Consider the following 16587-nt stretch of genomic DNA (forward strand, 5'->3'; position numbering starts at 1 on the left):
GCGCGAGCTTGTCGCGAATCACCTCACACCACCCGGAAGACTGAGCAAAGTGCCTGCTACTGTCGGTGGGAAAGCCCCGACCAGCAGGGGAACAGACGTCCTTTAAGGACCCGTCCGGTGAGGCGGGGAAGGAGTCCGGTTTGTCGTCACGCCCGCGTGACGCGGCTGGTTCGGCCGGGGAGCGCGAGCTCCTGACGGCCGGCGATGTCGCGCGCACGATCGCCCGAATGGCCCATCAGGTCATCGAAAAGACCGCGAACGGTGCGGAGAGCACTACCCCGCCCGTGTTGCTCGGCATCCCGTCCCGGGGCACGCCGCTCGCCGTCCGCCTCGCCGACAAGATCGGCGAGTTCTCCGGGGTCCGCCCGCCCACCGGCGCCCTCGACGTCACCCTCTACCGGGACGACCTCCGCCGCCGCCCGCCGCGCGCCCTCGAGCAGACGCAGCTGCCGCCGGACGGCATCGACGACCGCGTCGTGATCCTGGTCGACGACGTCCTCTTCTCCGGCCGGACCATCCGGGCCGCGCTCGATGCCCTGCGTGATCACGGCCGCCCGCGCGCGGTGCAGCTGGCCGTCCTGGTCGACCGCGGTCACCGGGAGCTGCCGATCCGGGCCGACTACGTGGGCAAGAACGTCCCGACCGCCCGCACCGAGGGCGTCTCGGTGCTGCTGGCCGAGATCGACGGCCGGGACGCCGTCCTGCTGCGCCCTTCCGATGCTGCTGGAGAGGACTCGTGAAGCACCTGCTCGCCACCGACGGCCTGGACCCGGCGCTCGCCACGGCCGTGCTCGACACCGCCGACGAGCTGAAGCACACGCTGCTCGGCCGCGAGGTCAAGAAGCTGCCGACGCTGCGCGGCCGCACGGTGATCACCCTGTTCTACGAGAACTCGACGCGCACCCGGGTGTCGTTCGAGATCGCCGGCAAGTGGATGAGCGCGGACGTGATCAACGTCTCCGCGTCCAGCTCCTCGGTGAACAAGGGGGAGTCCCTCCGGGACACCGCCCTCACGCTGGCCGCCGCGGGCGCCGACTGCGTGATCGTCCGGCACCCGGCCAGCGGCGCCGCGCAGCGCCTGGCCGGCTGGCTCGCCGAGCCCGGTACGTCGGTGGTCAACGCCGGCGACGGCACGCACGAGCACCCGACGCAGGCCCTGCTCGACGCGGCCACGCTGCGGGAGCGCCTCGGGTCGCTGAAGGACCGCCGGATCGCGATCGTCGGGGACGTCCTGCACAGCCGCGTGGCCCGCTCGAACATCCACCTGCTGTCGGCCCTCGGCGCGGAGGTGGTGCTGGTCGCGCCGCCGACGCTGCTGCCCTACGGCGTCGAGAGCCTGCCGGTCACCGTCTCGCACGACCTGGACGCCGAGCTGCCCGCGGTCGACGCCGTCATGATGCTGCGGGTCCAGGCGGAACGCATGCACGGAGGTTTCTTTCCGAGTGCGCGGGAGTACTCCATCGCGTACGGCCTCTCGGAACGGCGGCAGAAGCTGCTGCCGGACCACGCGGTCGTGCTGCACCCCGGCCCGATGCTGCGCGGGATGGAGATCGCTTCGGCGGTCGCCGACTCCCCGGCCTCGGCCATCACCGAACAGGTCCGCAACGGCGTCCACGTGCGCATGGCGGTCCTCTACCACCTCCTGGCCAGCGAAGGAGCCGCCGCGTGACCACCGTGATCAAGGGCGCCCGCCCCTACGGCGAAGGCGACCCGGTCGACGTCCTGGTCGAGGACGGCGTGATCACCGCGATCGGCGCCGTCGACGTCCCTGCAGACGCTTCGGTCATCGAGGCCGCGGGGCAGGTCCTGCTGCCCGGCTTCGTCGACCTGCACACCCACCTGCGCGAACCCGGCCGCGAGGACACCGAGACCATCGACACCGGCTCGGCCGCGGCGGCGCTCGGTGGCTACACCGCGGTGTTCGCCATGGCCAACACCGACCCGGTCGCCGACAACGCCGTGATCGTCGACCACGTGTGGCGGCGCGGCCAGGAGGTCGGCCTGGTCGACGTCCACCCGGTCGGCGCGGTCACCGTCGGGCTCAAGGGCGAGAAGCTCGCCGAGCTGGGCACGATGGCCAACTCGCAGGCCCGGGTGAAGGTGTTCTCCGACGACGGCCTCTGCGTCGCCGACCCGCTGCTCATGCGCCGGGCGCTGGAGTACTCGACCGCGCTCGACGTCGTCATCGCGCAGCACGCGGAGGAGCCGCGGCTCACCGTCGGCGCCCAGGCCCACGAGGGCGAGCGCGCGGCCCGGCTCGGCTACACCGGCTGGCCGGCCGCGGCGGAAGAGTCCATCGTGGCCCGCGACTGCCTCCTGGCACTGCACGCGAACGCGCGGCTGCACGTCTGCCACGTCTCGACCTCGGGCACGGCGGACGTGCTGCGCTGGGCCAAGGACCGCGGCACGAAGGTGTCGGCCGAGGTCACGCCGCACCACCTGCTGCTCACCGACGAGCGGCTGGCCACCTACGACCCGGTGAACAAGGTGAACCCGCCGCTGCGCACCGAGTCCGACGCCGAGAAGCTGCGGGCCGCGCTGGCCGAGGGCGTGATCGACTGCGTCGCCACCGACCACGCGCCGCACGCGGTGCAGGACAAGGACACCGAGTGGAGCGCGGCCCGGCCGGGCATGCTCGGGCTGCAGACGGCACTGTCCATCGTGGCCGAAACCATGGTCCGCACCGGCCTGCTCGACTGGCGTGGCGTCGCCCGCGTCATGAGCGAGCGGCCCGCCGAGATCGGCAACCTGGCCGACCAGGGCCGTCCGATCGCGGTGGGCGAGCCGGCGAACCTGGCCCTGGTGGACCCGGACGCCGAGTGGACGGTCCGCGGCGCGGAGCTGGCCAGCATCGCGGCCAACACCCCGTACGAGGGAATGCGGCTGCCCGGCGTGGTGACCGCGACGCTGCTGCGCGGGCGGATCACCGCGCGGGACGGGAAGATCTGCTGATGGAACGCCTCTGGCTGGTGCTGGCGATCGTCGCCTTCTTCCTGCTCTGCCTCTGGGGCATGTACGTGGGCTGGCGGCGCAAGTCGCGCTCGCAGAGCGCCCAGGTGCCGCCGTTCCCCGCCATCCCCGGCGAGGCGGGGGACGTCCTGCTGGAGTCCACCGGCGTCTACCTGTCGACGACGATCGCGGGGGAGTGGCAGAACCGGATCGTCACCCGCGGCGCGGGGCTGCGCACCGGGGCGGTCTGGCGGTTGCACTCCGCGGGGATTGCCGTCGAACGCGGCGGGGCCCCGGACTTCTGGATCCCGCGCGACGCCGTCACCGGCGTCCGGCGCGACACGAAGATCGCCGGGAAGGTGATGGGCACGGACGCCCTGCTCGTCATCACCTGGCGCCTCGGCGACGTCGAGCTCGACACCGGCTTCCGCGGCGACGACCTCGACGACTATCCACAGTGGATCGAACAGCTCAAGATCAAGGGAGGTGCCCAGTGAACGCGCGCGCTCAGGCCGCACTGGTACTCGAAGACGGCCGGGTGTTCCGCGGCGCTGCCTACGGCGCGCAGGGGCGAACCCTCGGCGAGGCGGTGTTCTGCACCGGCATGACCGGTTACCAGGAGACGCTGACCGACCCGTCGTACCACGGGCAGATCGTGGTCCAGACGGCGCCGCAGATCGGCAACACCGGCTGGAACGACGAGGACGACGAGTCCTCGAAGATCTGGGTCAACGGCTACGTGGTGCGCGACCCCGCCCGCACGCCGTCCAACTGGCGTTCCCGTCGGACCCTGGACGAAGAGCTGGTGCGCCAGGGGATCGTCGGCATCGCCGAGGTCGACACCCGCTCGCTGACGCGGCACCTGCGCGAGGTCGGCGCGATGCGCGCCGGGGTCTTCTCCGGTGACGCGCTCGGCAGCGTCGACGAGATGGTCTCCGAGGTGCTGGCGAGCCCGAAGATGGAGGGTGCCGACCTGGCCGGCCAGGTGACCACGCCGAAGCCGTACGTGGTCTCGCCGTCCGGTGAGGTGCGCTTCCGGGTGGCGGCGCTGGACCTGGGCATCAAGTCCAACACCCCGCGCCAGATGATCAAGCGCGGCATCGAGGTCCACGTGCTGCCCTCGACGTCGACGCTGGACGAGCTGCTGGCGATCGAGCCGGACGGGGTGTTCCTGTCGAACGGCCCGGGCGACCCGGCCACGACGACGCACGCGACCGAGCTGACCAAGCAGGTGCTGGAACGCGAGATCCCGCTGTTCGGCATCTGCTTCGGCAACCAGGTCCTCGGCCGCGCGCTGGGGCTGGGAACGTACAAGATGCGTTACGGCCACCGAGGCATCAACATCCCGGTGATCGACGTGGCCACCCGGCAGGTGGCCATCACGGCCCAGAACCACGGGTTCGCGCTGGAAGGCGAGCCGGGCCAGCGCTTCGAGTCCCCGTTCGGGTCGGCGCAGATCAGCCACTACTGCCCCAACGACGACACGGTGGAGGGCGTCCGGGCCCTGGAGGTCCCGGCGTTCTCGGTCCAGTACCACCCCGAAGCCGCGGCCGGCCCCCACGACGCGGCACCCCTGTTCGACGAATTCGTTTCGCTCATGGAGAAGCGGTCGTGACCCTCACGACCGGCATCGAACGGCTCCGGATCCGGAACTACCGGGTGCTCCGGGACCTCGAGCTGGACGGCCTGACGCCGGTGATGGCGCTGCTGGGGCCGAACGGGAGCGGGAAGTCCACGGTGTTCGACGCCCTGGACTTCCTCTCCGAGTCGCTTCGGGTCGGGCTTCGCTCGGCTTGGGACGAGCGCGGGGGCGCCGCTGCCATCGTCACACACGGCGAGGCCGGACCGGTCGAGATCGAGCTCACCTGCCGCATCGAAGGCGCGGTGGGCGCGTACCGAGTGGTCATCGAGCATGACGATGACGAGCCGGTGGTGGCCGAGGAGAAGCTGACTTGGCAGCCGGAAGGGGCTGAGGTCGCCTTCGACGCCTTGCACTTCCGGCGCGGCGACGGCGGATTTGCCAATGCCGGTGCATGGGAACTCATCGAGTTGTCAGGCCCTGACCTCCTCGGGCTGGGTCTGGTGAGTCAGCTCGCAGGCAAGGCCGAAGTCAGCAGGTTCCGCCGGTTTATCGGGGAGATCGCTCTCTCGGACCTGGATCTCGACGCAATGCGCAAAGGCGTGAAAGACGAGTCCTCTCAGCTCAAGCCGGACGGCCGGAACCTAGGGGCCATCGTCCGGCGTCTCCGCGACGAGTTCCCCCGCGAGTGGGAGGACATCCGGGCTTCAATGCGGAGGTACGTTCCAGGGTTCGATGACATCGAGCCTCTGGAACAGGGCAACGGCGCCTGGATCGTCCGCCTGCGCGAGCAGGGCAAGGAAGACCTCGTTGCTCCTGAGAACATCTCCGACGGCACACTGTTGCTGCTCGGGTATCTCGTGGCGTTGCGCGCGGTCCCGTCGGTTCTCCTGATCGAGGAGCCGGAGAACCAGGTCCACCCGCGGCTGCACTACTCGCTCGCCGAAGAGGCGCGCGGCGCACGGGCCGACCAGGTCGTCATCGCTACCCACGCCCCTCGCTTCGTCGACGCCCTGCAACCGGACGAGGTCTGGACGTTCGCGCGAGGAAACGATGGTTACGCTGAGGCTCAACGTGCTTCCGACGAAGAGGCCGTTGTCCGCATGGTCGAGTCCGGTGGAGCGCTCGGTGACCTGTGGACCGAGGGGTACTTCCGGTTCGGTGACCCGCTCGGGGAGCGCCCATGACCGTGTTGGCTCCCTGCTGTCTTGAAGTGTTCGTCGAGGAACAGTCTGCGGAAGAGGCGCTGAAGACGCTTCTCCCGAAGATCGTCCCCGGCGTCGACTTCCGGATCGTTCCCTTCAACGGCAAGACCGACTTGCTGCGCAAACTGCCCGACCGACTACGGGGCTACACACACCATTGGGCCGAGACCGGCCTGCGGATTGTGGTTCTGCTCGACCGGGACAACGACGACTGCGTCGAGCTCAAGAACCGTCTGGCCGAGATCGCGCGCGAAGCAGGGCTGCCCGCTGACGCGACGTTGTTCCGCATCGTGATCGAAGAGCTCGAAGCCTGGTTCCTCGGTGACGTGCCCGCGCTGCACGCGGCCTACCCCAAAGTGCCTCCGAGCCTGGCAAGCCAGACCAAGTTCCGGGACCCGGAGAACGTTCCCGGCCGAGCGTCGAAGGGCTTGGGGTACGTGCTGCGCGACTACCACAAGAAGGGCCTCGAGAAGGTCCGCGCAGCCCGCGACATCGCGCCCCACATGGACATCGAGAACAACCGCTCCAAAAGCTTTCAGGTCTTCCGCGACGGCTTGCGGCGCCTGGTGAAAGAAGGAAACTGATGCCGAAGAGGACGGACATCCAGCACGTGCTGGTGATCGGCTCCGGGCCGATCGTGATCGGGCAGGCCGCGGAGTTCGACTACTCCGGTACCCAGGCCTGCCGGGTGCTGCGCAGCGAAGGCCTGCGCGTCTCCCTGGTGAACTCGAACCCGGCCACCATCATGACCGACCCCGAGTTCGCCGACGCCACCTACATCGAGCCGGTCACCCCCGACTTCGTCGAGAAGGTCATCGCCGAGGAGCGTCCGGACGCCCTCCTGGCGACCCTCGGCGGGCAGACCGCGCTCAATTGCGCCGTCGCCCTGCACGAACGCGGGGTACTGGACAAGTACGGTGTCGAGCTGATCGGCGCCGACATCGACGCCATCCAGCGCGGTGAGGACCGGCAGAAGTTCAAGGACATCGTCCGGACCGTCGGTGCCGACGTCCCACGCAGCCGCGTCTGCCACGACATGGACGAAGTCCGCGACACCGTCAAGGAACTCGGCCTCCCGGTCGTCATCCGGCCGTCCTTCACCATGGGCGGGCTCGGGTCCGGCATGGCGCACACGCCCGAGGACCTCGAGCGGCTCGCCTCCACCGGCCTCGCCGAATCCCCGGTCACCGAGGTGCTCATCGAGGAGAGCGTGCTCGGCTGGAAGGAGTACGAGCTCGAGCTGATGCGCGACAAGCACGACAACGTCGTGGTCGTCTGCTCGATCGAGAACATCGACGCGATGGGTGTGCACACCGGCGACTCGGTCACCGTCGCCCCGACCATGACCCTCACCGACCGCGAGTACCAGGTGATGCGGGACGTCGGCATCGCCGTGCTGCGCGAGGTCGGCGTCGACACCGGTGGCTGCAACATCCAGTTCGCGATCAACCCGCGCGACGGCCGGATGGTCGTCATCGAGATGAACCCGCGCGTGTCGCGGAGTTCCGCGCTGGCGTCCAAGGCGACCGGCTTCCCGATCGCCAAGATCGCCGCGAAGCTCGCCATCGGCTACACGCTCGACGAGATCCAGAACGACATCACCGGCGAGACACCGGCCGCGTTCGAGCCCACTTTGGACTACGTCGTCGTCAAGATGCCGCGGTTCGCCTTCGAGAAGTTCCCGGGCGCGGACCCGACGCTGACCACGACCATGAAGAGCGTCGGCGAGGCGATGTCGTTCGGCCGCAGCTTCCCCGAGGCGCTCGGCAAGGTGATGCGGTCGATCGAGACCAAGGCGACCGGGTTCTGGACGCTGCCCGACCCCGAAGGCGCGACCGTCGAATCCACTTTGGACTCGCTGCGCACCGCGCACGAAGGCCGGCTGTACGAAGTGGAGCGTGCCCTGCGGCTCGGCGCCACCGTCGAGCAGGTGCACGAAGCGTCGGGCATCGACCCGTGGTTCATCGACCAGATCGCCCTCATCGGCGAGGTCGGCGCCGAGGTCCGCGACGCGCCGGTCCTGGACGGCGACCTCCTCCGGCGCGCCAAGCGCACCGGCCTGTCCGACCGCCAGATCGCCGCCCTGCGGCCGGAACTGGCCGGCGAGGACGGCGTCCGCGCCCTGCGCCACCGCCTCGGCGTGCGGCCGGTGTTCAAGACCGTCGACACCTGCGCGGCCGAGTTCGCGGCCAAGACCCCTTACCACTACTCGGCCTACGAGTCCGATCCCGACGCGCAGTCCGAAGTGGTCGCCCAGAGCGACAAGCCGAAGGTGCTCATCCTCGGCTCCGGCCCGAACCGGATCGGGCAGGGCATCGAGTTCGACTACTCCTGCGTGCACGCGGCGATCGCGTTGCGGGAGGCGGGTTTCGAGGCCGTCATGGTCAACTGCAACCCGGAAACCGTGTCCACCGACTACGACACCTCCGACCGGCTGTACTTCGAGCCGCTGTCCTTCGAGGACGTCCTCGAGGTCGTGCACGCCGAGCAGGCGTCCGGCACGGTCGCCGGGGTCATCGTCCAGCTCGGCGGCCAGACTCCGCTGGGCCTGGCCAAGAAGCTCGCCGACGCCGGGGTCCCGGTGGTCGGCACGCCGCCGGAGGCCATCCACCTGGCCGAGGACCGCGGCGCGTTCGGCGAGGTCCTCACCGACGCCGGGCTGCCCGCGCCGCGCTACGGCACGGCGACGTCCTTCGAGGGCGCCAAGCGGATCGCCGACGAGATCGGCTACCCGGTGCTCGTCCGGCCGTCCTACGTGCTCGGGGGCCGCGGCATGGAGATCGTCTACGACGAGGAGACCCTGGCCGGCTACATCCGCCGCGCCACCGAGGTCACGCCCGAGCACCCGGTGCTCGTGGACCGCTTCCTCGACGACGCCATCGAAATCGACGTCGACGCGCTGTTCGACGGCGAGGAGCTCTACCTCGGCGGCGTCATGGAACACATCGAGGAAGCCGGGATCCACTCCGGTGACTCCTCGTGCGCGCTGCCGCCGATCACCCTCGGCCACACCGACCTGGAGGCCGTCCGGCGCTCCACCGAGGCGATCGCCCGCGGGGTGGGCGTGCGCGGGCTCCTGAACGTCCAGTACGCGCTCAAGGACGACGTCCTGTACGTCCTGGAGGCCAACCCGCGCGCGTCGCGGACGGTGCCGTTCGTGTCCAAGGCGACGGCCGTGCCGCTGGCCAAGGCCGCCGCGCTGATCATGACCGGCTCGACGATCAAGGACCTGCGCGAGAGCGGTGTCCTGCCGGCCGAAGGCGACGGCGGGCACCTGCCGGCCGACTCGCCGGTGGCGGTGAAGGAAGCCGTGCTGCCCTTCCACCGCTTCCGCACCCCCGAAGGCCACGGCGTCGACTCGCTGCTCGGCCCGGAGATGAAGTCCACCGGCGAGGTGATGGGCGTCGACGTCGACTTCGGCAAGGCGTTCGCGAAGTCCCAGAGCGGCGCGTACGGCTCGCTGCCGACGTCCGGCCGGGTGTTCGTCTCGGTGGCCAACCGCGACAAGCGCTCGCTGGTGTTCCCGGTGAAGCGGCTGGCGGACCTCGGCTTCGAGATCCTCGCCACCTCCGGCACCGCGGAAGTGCTGCGGCGCAACGGAATCCCGTGCACCGTGGTGCGCAAGCACTACGAGGGCTCCACCGAAGCCGAGCCGAACATCGTGGACGTCATCCTGAACGGCGATGTCGACATGGTGATCAACACTCCCTACGGGAACAGTGGTCCACGCGTCGACGGCTACGAAATCCGCACCGCCGCGGTGTCGCGCGACATCCCGTGCGTGACCACCGTGCAGGGCGCCGCGGCGGCCGTGCACGGCATCGAAGCGCTGATCCGGGGCGACATCGGCGTCCGGTCGCTGCAGGAGCTCCAGGCGGCGCTGAAGGCGAAGTCGTGAGCGGGCGGGAGCGGTTCGGGGCGCGGCTGGCCAAGGCCGTCGCGGCCCGCGGCCCGCTGTGCGCCGGGATCGACCCCCACCCGGGCCTCATCGAGGCCTGGGGGCTCCCGGTGGACGTCTCGGGCCTGGAACGGTTCGCGCTGTCCGCCACGGAGGTCCTGGCGGCGCGCGCGGCGATCGTGAAGCCGCAGTCGGCGTTCTTCGAAAGTTTCGGACCGGGCGGTGTCCGCGTCCTGGAACGGGTGGTTTCCGCCGCCCGGGACGCCGGCGCGCTGGTGCTCCTGGACGTCAAGCGCGGCGACATCGGGTCCACGATGGGCGCCTACACCGCCGCGTACGTCGCCGAGGGTGCGGCGATCGCCGCCGACGCGATCACCGTTTCGCCGTATCTCGGCTTCGGCTCTTTGGCCCAATGCGCCGAAACGGCCGTCGCCGCGGGGCGCGGCATCTTCGTGCTTGCTCGGACTTCGAACCCGGAAGCGGGCGAAGTGCAGAACGCGAAGCTGCCCGACGGCCGCACGGTCGCGCAGGCGATCGTCGACGCGGCGATGGCGCTCAACGCAGGCGCGGAACCGCTCGGCGATGTGGGTGTCGTCGTCGGAGCCACCGTTCCGCCGGGAGAGCTGGATCTTTCGCGGCTGAACGGCCCGGTGCTGGCCCCCGGTTTCGGGGCCCAGGGAGCCACTGTGGCCGATTTGCGGGCCCTGTTCGGTGCGTCCCTGCCGGGCGTGCTGCCCGCGTCGTCCCGGGACATCCTGAAGCACGGTCCGGAGCAAGCGGCTTTGCGCCGAGCGGTCGAACGGGTCGCCGAAGTGCTGGCCGACCCGCAGGAAAACGACCAATAGCAGGGCCCGGAACCGGCCCCCACCAGGCACCCCCGCATTGTGGCCGGTGCTCACGGGTGGGTACCGTCGCGTCACCCACCCAGTTTTGAGAACTACCGGAGGAAAACGTGGCACTTCCCCAGCTGACAGAGGAACAGCGCGCTGCGGCGCTGGAGAAGGCCGCCGCCGCCCGCCGCATCCGTGCTGAGCTGAAGGAGCGGCTGAAGCGGGGCGGTACCACTCTGGTCGACGTGCTGAAGCAGGCCGAGGAGAACGAAGTCCTCGGCAAGATGAAGGTTTCGGCTCTGCTCGAGGCCCTCCCGGGCGTCGGCAAGGTCCGCGCGCAGCAGACCATGGAACGACTGGAGATCGCCCCCAGCCGTCGCCTTCGCGGCCTCGGCGACCGGCAGCGCAAGGCGCTGCTGGCCGAGTTCAGCGGCGAGTGAACGGCGCCGGTCGTGACTACCCGGTGAACCGGGGCGCCGACCGCGGCAGTGAGCCGGTGACGGGGGACTTCCCCCGGCACCGGCTCACCGTCGTATCGGGGCCTTCGGGGGTCGGGAAGTCGAGCGTGGTGGGCGAGCTGCGGAAGCTGGAGCCCGACGTCTGGTTCAGCGTCTCGGTCACCACCCGCAAACCGCGTCCCGGCGAAGTCGACGGGGCGCACTACCACTTCGTCGACCGCGTGGAGTTCGACGCGATGGTCGCCGACGGCAGGCTCCTGGAGTGGGCCGAGTTCGCCGGCAACTGCTACGGCACCCCCCGCGAGCCGGTCGAGAAGGCCCTCGCCGAGGGCCGCCCGGCCGTCCTGGAGATCGAACTGCAGGGCGCCCGCCAGGTCCGCGCGGCCATGCCGGAGGCCCGGCTGGTGATGCTGATGCCGCCGTCGTGGGAGGAACTGGTCGGCCGGCTCACCGGGCGCGGCACCGAAAACGAGGCCGCGGTCCAGGCCCGGCTGGCCGAAGCGGAGCGCGAGCTGGCGGCGGCGGGGGAGTTCGACCACCGCGTCGTCAACGCCGACGTGCGAGAGGCCGCCGAGCACTTGCTAAACTTGATTACTGATCAGTCTGCCGAAGATTCGGAGCCTCCCGCGTGACCACCCAGGCCACCCTGCACGAAGAGCTCGAGGGCATCACCAACCCGCCGATCGACGACCTGCTCGAAAAGGTCAGCTCGAAGTACGCGCTGGTGATCTACTCGGCCAAGCGTGCCCGCCAGATCAACGACTACTACGCCCAGCTGGGCGAGGGCCTGCTCGAGTACGTCGGCCCCCTCGTCGAGCCGGGCCCGCGCGAGAAGCCGCTCTCGATCGCGCTGCGCGAGATCCACGGCGGCCTGCTCGAGCACACCGAGGGTGAGTAAACCCCGCGTCGTCCTGGGCGTGGGCGGCGGGATCGCCGCCTACAAGGCCTGTGAGGTGCTGCGCGGGCTGACCGAATCCGGTCACGACGTCCGCGTGGTCCCCACCGAAGCCGCGCTGAACTTCGTCGGCGCGGCGACCTTCGAAGCCCTCTCCGGGCACCCGGTGCACACGGGCGTGTTCACCGAGGTGCCCGAGGTCCAGCACGTCCGCGTCGGCAAGGAAGCCGACCTCGTCCTGGTCGTCCCGGCCACGGCGAACCTGCTCGCCAAGGCCGCCCACGGCCTCGCCGACGACCTGCTGACCAACACCCTGCTCACCGCCCGGTGCCCGGTCGCCTTCTTCCCGGCGATGCACACGGAGATGTGGGAGCACCCGGCCACCCGCGACAACGTCGCCCTGCTGCGCTCGCGCGGCATGGTCGTCACCGAGCCCGATTCCGGCCGGCTGACCGGCGTCGACACCGGGAAGGGCCGCCTGGCGAACCCGGCCGAGATCGTCGACCTCGCCCGGCTGCTGCTGGCCCGCCCCGACGCCCTCCCGCGCGACCTCGAAGGCGTCCGCGTGGTCATCTCGGCGGGCGGCACCCGCGAGCCCCTCGACCCGGTGCGCTACCTGGGCAACCGCTCGTCCGGCAAGCAGGGCTACGCGCTGGCCCGCGTCGCCGCCCAGCGCGGCGCCGACGTCACGCTGGTCGCCGCGCACACCGTCGCCCTGCCCGACCCGGCGGGCGCGGTCGTCGAGCACGTCTCGACGGCGGAGGAGCTGCGGCGGGCGGTGCACGCCGCCGCCGAGTCCGCGGACGTCGTCGTGATGGCCGCGGCCGTCGCCGACTTCCGGCCGGCGAACCGGGCCGAGCACAAGATCAAGAAGTCCGACGACCAGCCGGACCCGGTGATCACGCTCGACCGCAATGCCGACATTCTCGCCGAATTGGTGCAAAACCGGCGTCCCGGACAGGTCGTCGTGGGATTTGCCGCGGAAACCGGCGACGAACACGGCAGCGTTCTGGACCACGCCCGCGCGAAACTGAAGCGCAAGGGCGCGGACCTGCTGGTCGTCAACGCCGTCGGGGACGGCAAGGCGTTCGGCACCGAGGACAATTCCGGCTGGCTCCTAGGGGCCGATGCCACGGAAAAACCCCTACCTCTCGCGCAGAAGGCTGAACTGGCGTCCACTCTGTGGGACGCTGTTGTGAACTTCATGAAGCGTTGACCGTCCCGCGAGCGATAGTCAGTACGCTTGCAAGGTAAGGGGTGCCTAACTTTCGGGGCATCCGACGACAAGGTGAGGAAGTGACGGCCACCGTGACCGCGTCTAGCAGCAGATTGTTCACCTCGGAGTCGGTGACCGAAGGGCACCCCGACAAGATTTGCGACGCCATCAGCGACTCGATCCTCGACGGCCTCCTGTCGAAGGACCCCCGCAGCCGCGTCGCGGTCGAGACCCTGATCACGACCGGCCAGGTGCACGTGGCCGGCGAGGTGACCACCGAGGCGTACGCCGACATCCCGACGATCGTCCGCGACGTCATCCTCAAGATCGGCTACGACTCCTCCGCCAAGGGCTTCGACGGCAACTCATGCGGCGTCAACGTCGCGATCGGTTCGCAGTCGCCCGACATCGCCCAGGGCGTCGACACCGCCTACGAGTCGCGCGTCGAGTCGGACGAGGACGAGATCAACCGCCAGGGCGCCGGCGACCAGGGCCTGATGTTCGGCTACGCCTGCTCGGACACCCCCGAGCTGATGCCGCTGCCGATCGCGCTGGCCCACCGGCTGTCCAAGCGCCTGACCGCGGTCCGCAAGGACGGCGTGCTGCCGTACCTGCGCCCGGACGGCAAGACCCAGGTCACCATCGAGTACGCCGGCGACCAGCCGGTCCGCCTCGACACGGTCGTCGTGTCCTCGCAGCACGCCGACGGCATCGACCTGGACCGGATGCTCAGCGTCGACGTCAAGGAGCACGTCGTCGGCCCCGAGCTCGAGGGCCTGGGCATCGACACCTCGAACGCGCGCCTGCTGGTCAACCCGACCGGCCGGTTCGTCATCGGCGGCCCGATGGGCGACGCCGGCCTGACCGGCCGCAAGATCATCGTCGACACCTACGGCGGCATGGCCCGCCACGGCGGTGGCGCGTTCTCCGGCAAGGACCCGTCCAAGGTCGACCGCTCCGCCGCGTACGCGATGCGCTGGGTGGCCAAGAACGTCGTCGCCGCGGGCCTGGCCCAGCGGACCGAGGTCCAGGTGGCGTACGCGATCGGCAAGGCGGCCCCGGTGGGCCTGTTCGTCGAGACGTTCGGCACCGAGACGGTCGACCCGTCGAAGATCCAGCAGGCCATCAGCGAGGTCTTCGACCTCCGGCCGGCCGCGATCATCCGCGACCTCGACCTGCTCCGCCCGATCTACGCCCCGACGGCGGCGTACGGCCACTTCGGCCGGCCCGAGCTGGGCCTGCCGTGGGAGAGCACGGCCCGCGCCGAGGCCCTGAAGGCCGCGGCCGGCGCCTGACGCACGCTCACCGGAAGGCCGTTCCCGACCGGGGCACGGCCTTCCGGCATTTCCCGTCCCCGGCTCGGTCGTGAGTGGTAACGCGGGTTCTAACCCGCGTTACCACTCACGACCGGCGGCGGCAGGGGTGTCGGTGGGGTCTGGTAGAGATCAGGGCGTGAGCAGTTCCGAGCCCGCAGCCCTCTGGGACCTCCCGGAGCAGCCGTCCGCACCCCGGGCGGCACCCTCGCGTGCCCGGAAGAAGCCGAAGCCGGGGGAGAAGGCGAAGGGGGCCCAGTCGCCCGCGCCCGAGCGGCCGGTCGCGCGGGTCGTCGTCGACATCCCGCTGGCCCACCTGGACCGCACCTTCGACTACCTGGTGCCGGAGAAGCTGCACGAGACCGCCGTGCCGGGCTGCCGCGTCCGCGTCCGGTTCGCCGGGCAGCTGGTCGACGGCTACCTGATCGAACGCGGCGAGACCAGCGACTACGGCAGCAAGCTGGCTTTCCTCGACCGCGTGACGTCGGCCGAGCCGGTGCTGCCGCCGTCGCTGCACGCGGTCTGCCGGGCGGTCGCCGACCGCTACGGCGGCACGCTCTCCGACGTCCTGCGGCTCGCGCTCCCGCCGCGGCACGCCAAGGCCGAGGGCGAGCCGCCGCTGCCGCCCGCGGCCGCGCCCGAGCCGCCGGACACCGCGGCCTGGGCGCGCTACCAGCGCGGCCCGGCCTTCCTGGAGGCCCTGGGGGAGGGGAAGCCCGCGAACGCCGTCTGGCAGGCCCTGCCGGGCGAAGACTGGCCACGCCGGCTCGCCGAGGCCGCCGGCACGGTCGCCGCTCAAGGGCGCGGCGCGGTCCTGGTGGTGCCGGACCACCGCGACCTGACCCGGGTGCACGCGGCCTGCGCGGCCGTCGTGGGCGAGGACGCCGTGGTCGCGCTGATCGCCGGGCTCGGGCCCGCCGAGCGGTACCGGCGCTGGCTGGCCGTGCTGCGCGGCGCGGTGCGGGTGGTCGTCGGCACGCGGGCGGCGATGTTCGCGCCGGTCCACGACCCCGGGCTGTTCGTGGTCTGGGACGACGGCGACGACCTGCACCTCGACCAGCACGCCCCGTACCCGCACGTCCGCGACGTCCTGATGGACCGCGCGCACGCGGTGAAGGCGTCCCTGCTGGTCGGCGGGTTCGCCCGGACGGCGGAAGCCCAGCTGCTCGTCGAGTCCGGCTGGGCCGCCCCGGTGCTGGCGGACCGCACGACGCTGCGGTCCGCGGCCCCGCGCGTCACGCCGGTCGGCGAGGACTTCGACGTCGCCCGCGACGAAGCCGCCCGGGTCGCCCGCCTGCCGGCGGTGGCGTTCGAGGCCGCCCGCCAGGCGTTCGCGGCGGACCTCCCGGCGCTGGTCCAGGTGCCGCGGCGCGGGTACGTCCCCGGCCTGGCCTGCGGAAACTGCCGGACGCCCGCGCACTGCCGCCGCTGCGCGGGCCCGCTGGCCCTGCCCGGCGGCTCGCTCGACGGGCAGCCGAAACCCCTGGCGTGCCGCTGGTGCGGCGTCCCCGAAACGGCGTTCCGCTGCACGGCGTGCGGCTCGGTCCGGCTGCGCGCGGTGATCGTCGGCGCGAAGCGGACGGCGGAGGAGCTCGGCCGCGCGTTCCCGGGCGTCCCGGTCCGGACGTCGGGGGCGGCGGAGGTCCTGGAGTCGGTGCCGGGCAAACCGGCCCTGGTGGTGTGCACGCCGGGAGCGGAGCCGGTGGCGGAAGGCGGGTACGGCGCGGCCCTGCTGCTGGACGGCTGGGCGCTGCTGGGCCGTCAGGACCTCCGCGCGGGTGAAGAGACCTTGCGCCGCTGGATGGCGGCGGCGGCGCTGGTCCGTCCGGCGGCCTCGGGCGGCCGGGTGATCGTCGGGGCCGAGGCGGGTCTGCCGGTGGTCCAGGCCCTGGTCCGCTGGGACCCGGCCTGGCACGCGGCCCAGGAGCTGGCGGAGCGCCGCGAACTGGGCTTCCCCCCGGCGATGCGGATGGCGAGCGTGGAGGGCGGCCCGGACGCGGTGGCGGCGCTCCTGGCGGATCTGCCGCTGCCGCCGTCCGGCGAGGTCCTGGGCCCGGTCCCGATCGGCGAACCGGACGAGGAGGGCAACGCCGAGCGCGAGAGGGCGCTGGTGCGCGTGTCCCGCGCGGAGGGCAAGGCCCTGGCGGCGTCGATCCACGCGGCCGCGGCCCGCCGCGACGCCAAGAAGGCCACCGAACCGATCCGCATCCAGCTGGATCCGCTGGACCTGATCTAGGTCCTCTT

The 16587-nt window shown here is 71.2% G+C and carries 15 protein-coding genes; all 15 read left to right on the forward strand.

Annotated elements, in window-relative coordinates; genetic code table 11:
* Positions 1-140 precede the first annotated feature (140 nt).
* The 15 genes from pyrR to H5965_RS34860 all read left to right on the forward strand — a co-directional run bounded on the left by pyrR (position 141) and on the right by H5965_RS34860 (position 16579).
* Entirely contained in the window at positions 141-740 is a 600-nt protein-coding gene (pyrR, locus tag H5965_RS34790; protein ID WP_310975031.1) for a bifunctional pyr operon transcriptional regulator/uracil phosphoribosyltransferase PyrR, read from the forward strand.
* Positions 737-1669: an aspartate carbamoyltransferase catalytic subunit gene (locus H5965_RS34795; protein WP_176176229.1), complete on the forward strand. Its 933-nt coding sequence runs from the start codon at positions 737-739 to the stop codon at positions 1667-1669. Before pyrR ends, H5965_RS34795 begins: the two co-directional genes overlap by 4 nt.
* On the forward strand, positions 1666-2952 hold the full coding sequence (locus tag H5965_RS34800) for a dihydroorotase (RefSeq protein ID WP_310975033.1): 1287 nt from the start codon (positions 1666-1668) through the stop codon (positions 2950-2952). Before H5965_RS34795 ends, H5965_RS34800 begins: the two co-directional genes overlap by 4 nt.
* On the forward strand, positions 2952-3446 hold the full coding sequence (locus H5965_RS34805) for a transporter (protein WP_310975034.1): 495 nt from the start codon (positions 2952-2954) through the stop codon (positions 3444-3446). The genes H5965_RS34800 and H5965_RS34805 overlap by 1 nt, the downstream gene beginning before the upstream one ends.
* A complete protein-coding gene (carA, locus tag H5965_RS34810; RefSeq protein ID WP_310975036.1) occupies positions 3443-4564 on the forward strand; it encodes a glutamine-hydrolyzing carbamoyl-phosphate synthase small subunit in 1122 nt (373 codons plus the stop codon). The genes H5965_RS34805 and carA overlap by 4 nt, the downstream gene beginning before the upstream one ends.
* Entirely contained in the window at positions 4561-5715 is a 1155-nt protein-coding gene (locus H5965_RS34815) for an AAA family ATPase (RefSeq protein ID WP_310975038.1), read from the forward strand. Before carA ends, H5965_RS34815 begins: the two co-directional genes overlap by 4 nt.
* Positions 5712-6317, forward strand: a complete 606-nt coding sequence (locus H5965_RS34820; RefSeq protein ID WP_310975039.1) for a DUF4276 family protein — start codon at positions 5712-5714, stop codon at positions 6315-6317. The genes H5965_RS34815 and H5965_RS34820 overlap by 4 nt, the downstream gene beginning before the upstream one ends.
* A complete protein-coding gene (gene carB, locus H5965_RS34825) occupies positions 6317-9631 on the forward strand; it encodes a carbamoyl-phosphate synthase large subunit (RefSeq protein WP_310975041.1) in 3315 nt (1104 codons plus the stop codon). The genes H5965_RS34820 and carB overlap by 1 nt, the downstream gene beginning before the upstream one ends.
* Positions 9628-10476: an orotidine-5'-phosphate decarboxylase gene (gene pyrF, locus H5965_RS34830; RefSeq protein WP_310975043.1), complete on the forward strand. Its 849-nt coding sequence runs from the start codon at positions 9628-9630 to the stop codon at positions 10474-10476. The genes carB and pyrF overlap by 4 nt, the downstream gene beginning before the upstream one ends.
* Positions 10477-10583: 107 nt before the next feature.
* On the forward strand, positions 10584-10901 hold the full coding sequence (mihF, locus tag H5965_RS34835) for an integration host factor, actinobacterial type (protein ID WP_003096398.1): 318 nt from the start codon (positions 10584-10586) through the stop codon (positions 10899-10901).
* Entirely contained in the window at positions 10898-11551 is a 654-nt protein-coding gene (gmk, locus tag H5965_RS34840) for a guanylate kinase (RefSeq protein WP_310975050.1), read from the forward strand. Before mihF ends, gmk begins: the two co-directional genes overlap by 4 nt.
* Positions 11548-11817, forward strand: coding sequence for a DNA-directed RNA polymerase subunit omega (gene rpoZ / locus H5965_RS34845; RefSeq protein WP_005152353.1), 270 nt, complete (start codon positions 11548-11550; stop codon positions 11815-11817). The genes gmk and rpoZ overlap by 4 nt, the downstream gene beginning before the upstream one ends.
* Positions 11810-13030 carry a bifunctional phosphopantothenoylcysteine decarboxylase/phosphopantothenate--cysteine ligase CoaBC gene (gene coaBC / locus H5965_RS34850; protein ID WP_310975051.1) on the forward strand — a complete coding sequence of 407 codons (1221 nt, stop codon included), beginning with the start codon at positions 11810-11812 and terminating at the stop codon, positions 13028-13030. The genes rpoZ and coaBC overlap by 8 nt, the downstream gene beginning before the upstream one ends.
* Before the next feature lie 92 nt (positions 13031-13122).
* Positions 13123-14325 (forward strand): methionine adenosyltransferase, encoded by a 1203-nt coding sequence (gene metK, locus H5965_RS34855; protein WP_310975235.1) that lies wholly within the window; start codon positions 13123-13125, stop codon positions 14323-14325.
* Positions 14326-14482: 157 nt separating this feature from the next.
* Complete coding sequence (locus H5965_RS34860) at positions 14483-16579, forward strand: primosomal protein N' (protein WP_310975053.1); 2097 nt, start codon at positions 14483-14485, stop codon at positions 16577-16579.
* Positions 16580-16587: the final 8 nt, after the last annotated feature.

Source organism: Amycolatopsis sp. 505 (assembly GCF_031625235.1).
In the GTDB taxonomy this organism is placed as follows: domain Bacteria; phylum Actinomycetota; class Actinomycetes; order Mycobacteriales; family Pseudonocardiaceae; genus Amycolatopsis.

Bases quoted from the DNA above. Each gene is read 5' to 3' on its own strand.
- H5965_RS34805 (WP_310975034.1), top strand. From the start codon at position 2,952: ATGGAACGCCTCTGGCTGGTGCTGGCGATCGTCGCCTTCTTCCTGCTC.
- H5965_RS34820 (WP_310975039.1), top strand. From the start codon at position 5,712: ATGACCGTGTTGGCTCCCTGCTGTCTTGAAGTGTTCGTCGAGGAACAG.
- carB (WP_310975041.1), top strand. From the start codon at position 6,317: ATGCCGAAGAGGACGGACATCCAGCACGTGCTGGTGATCGGCTCCGGG.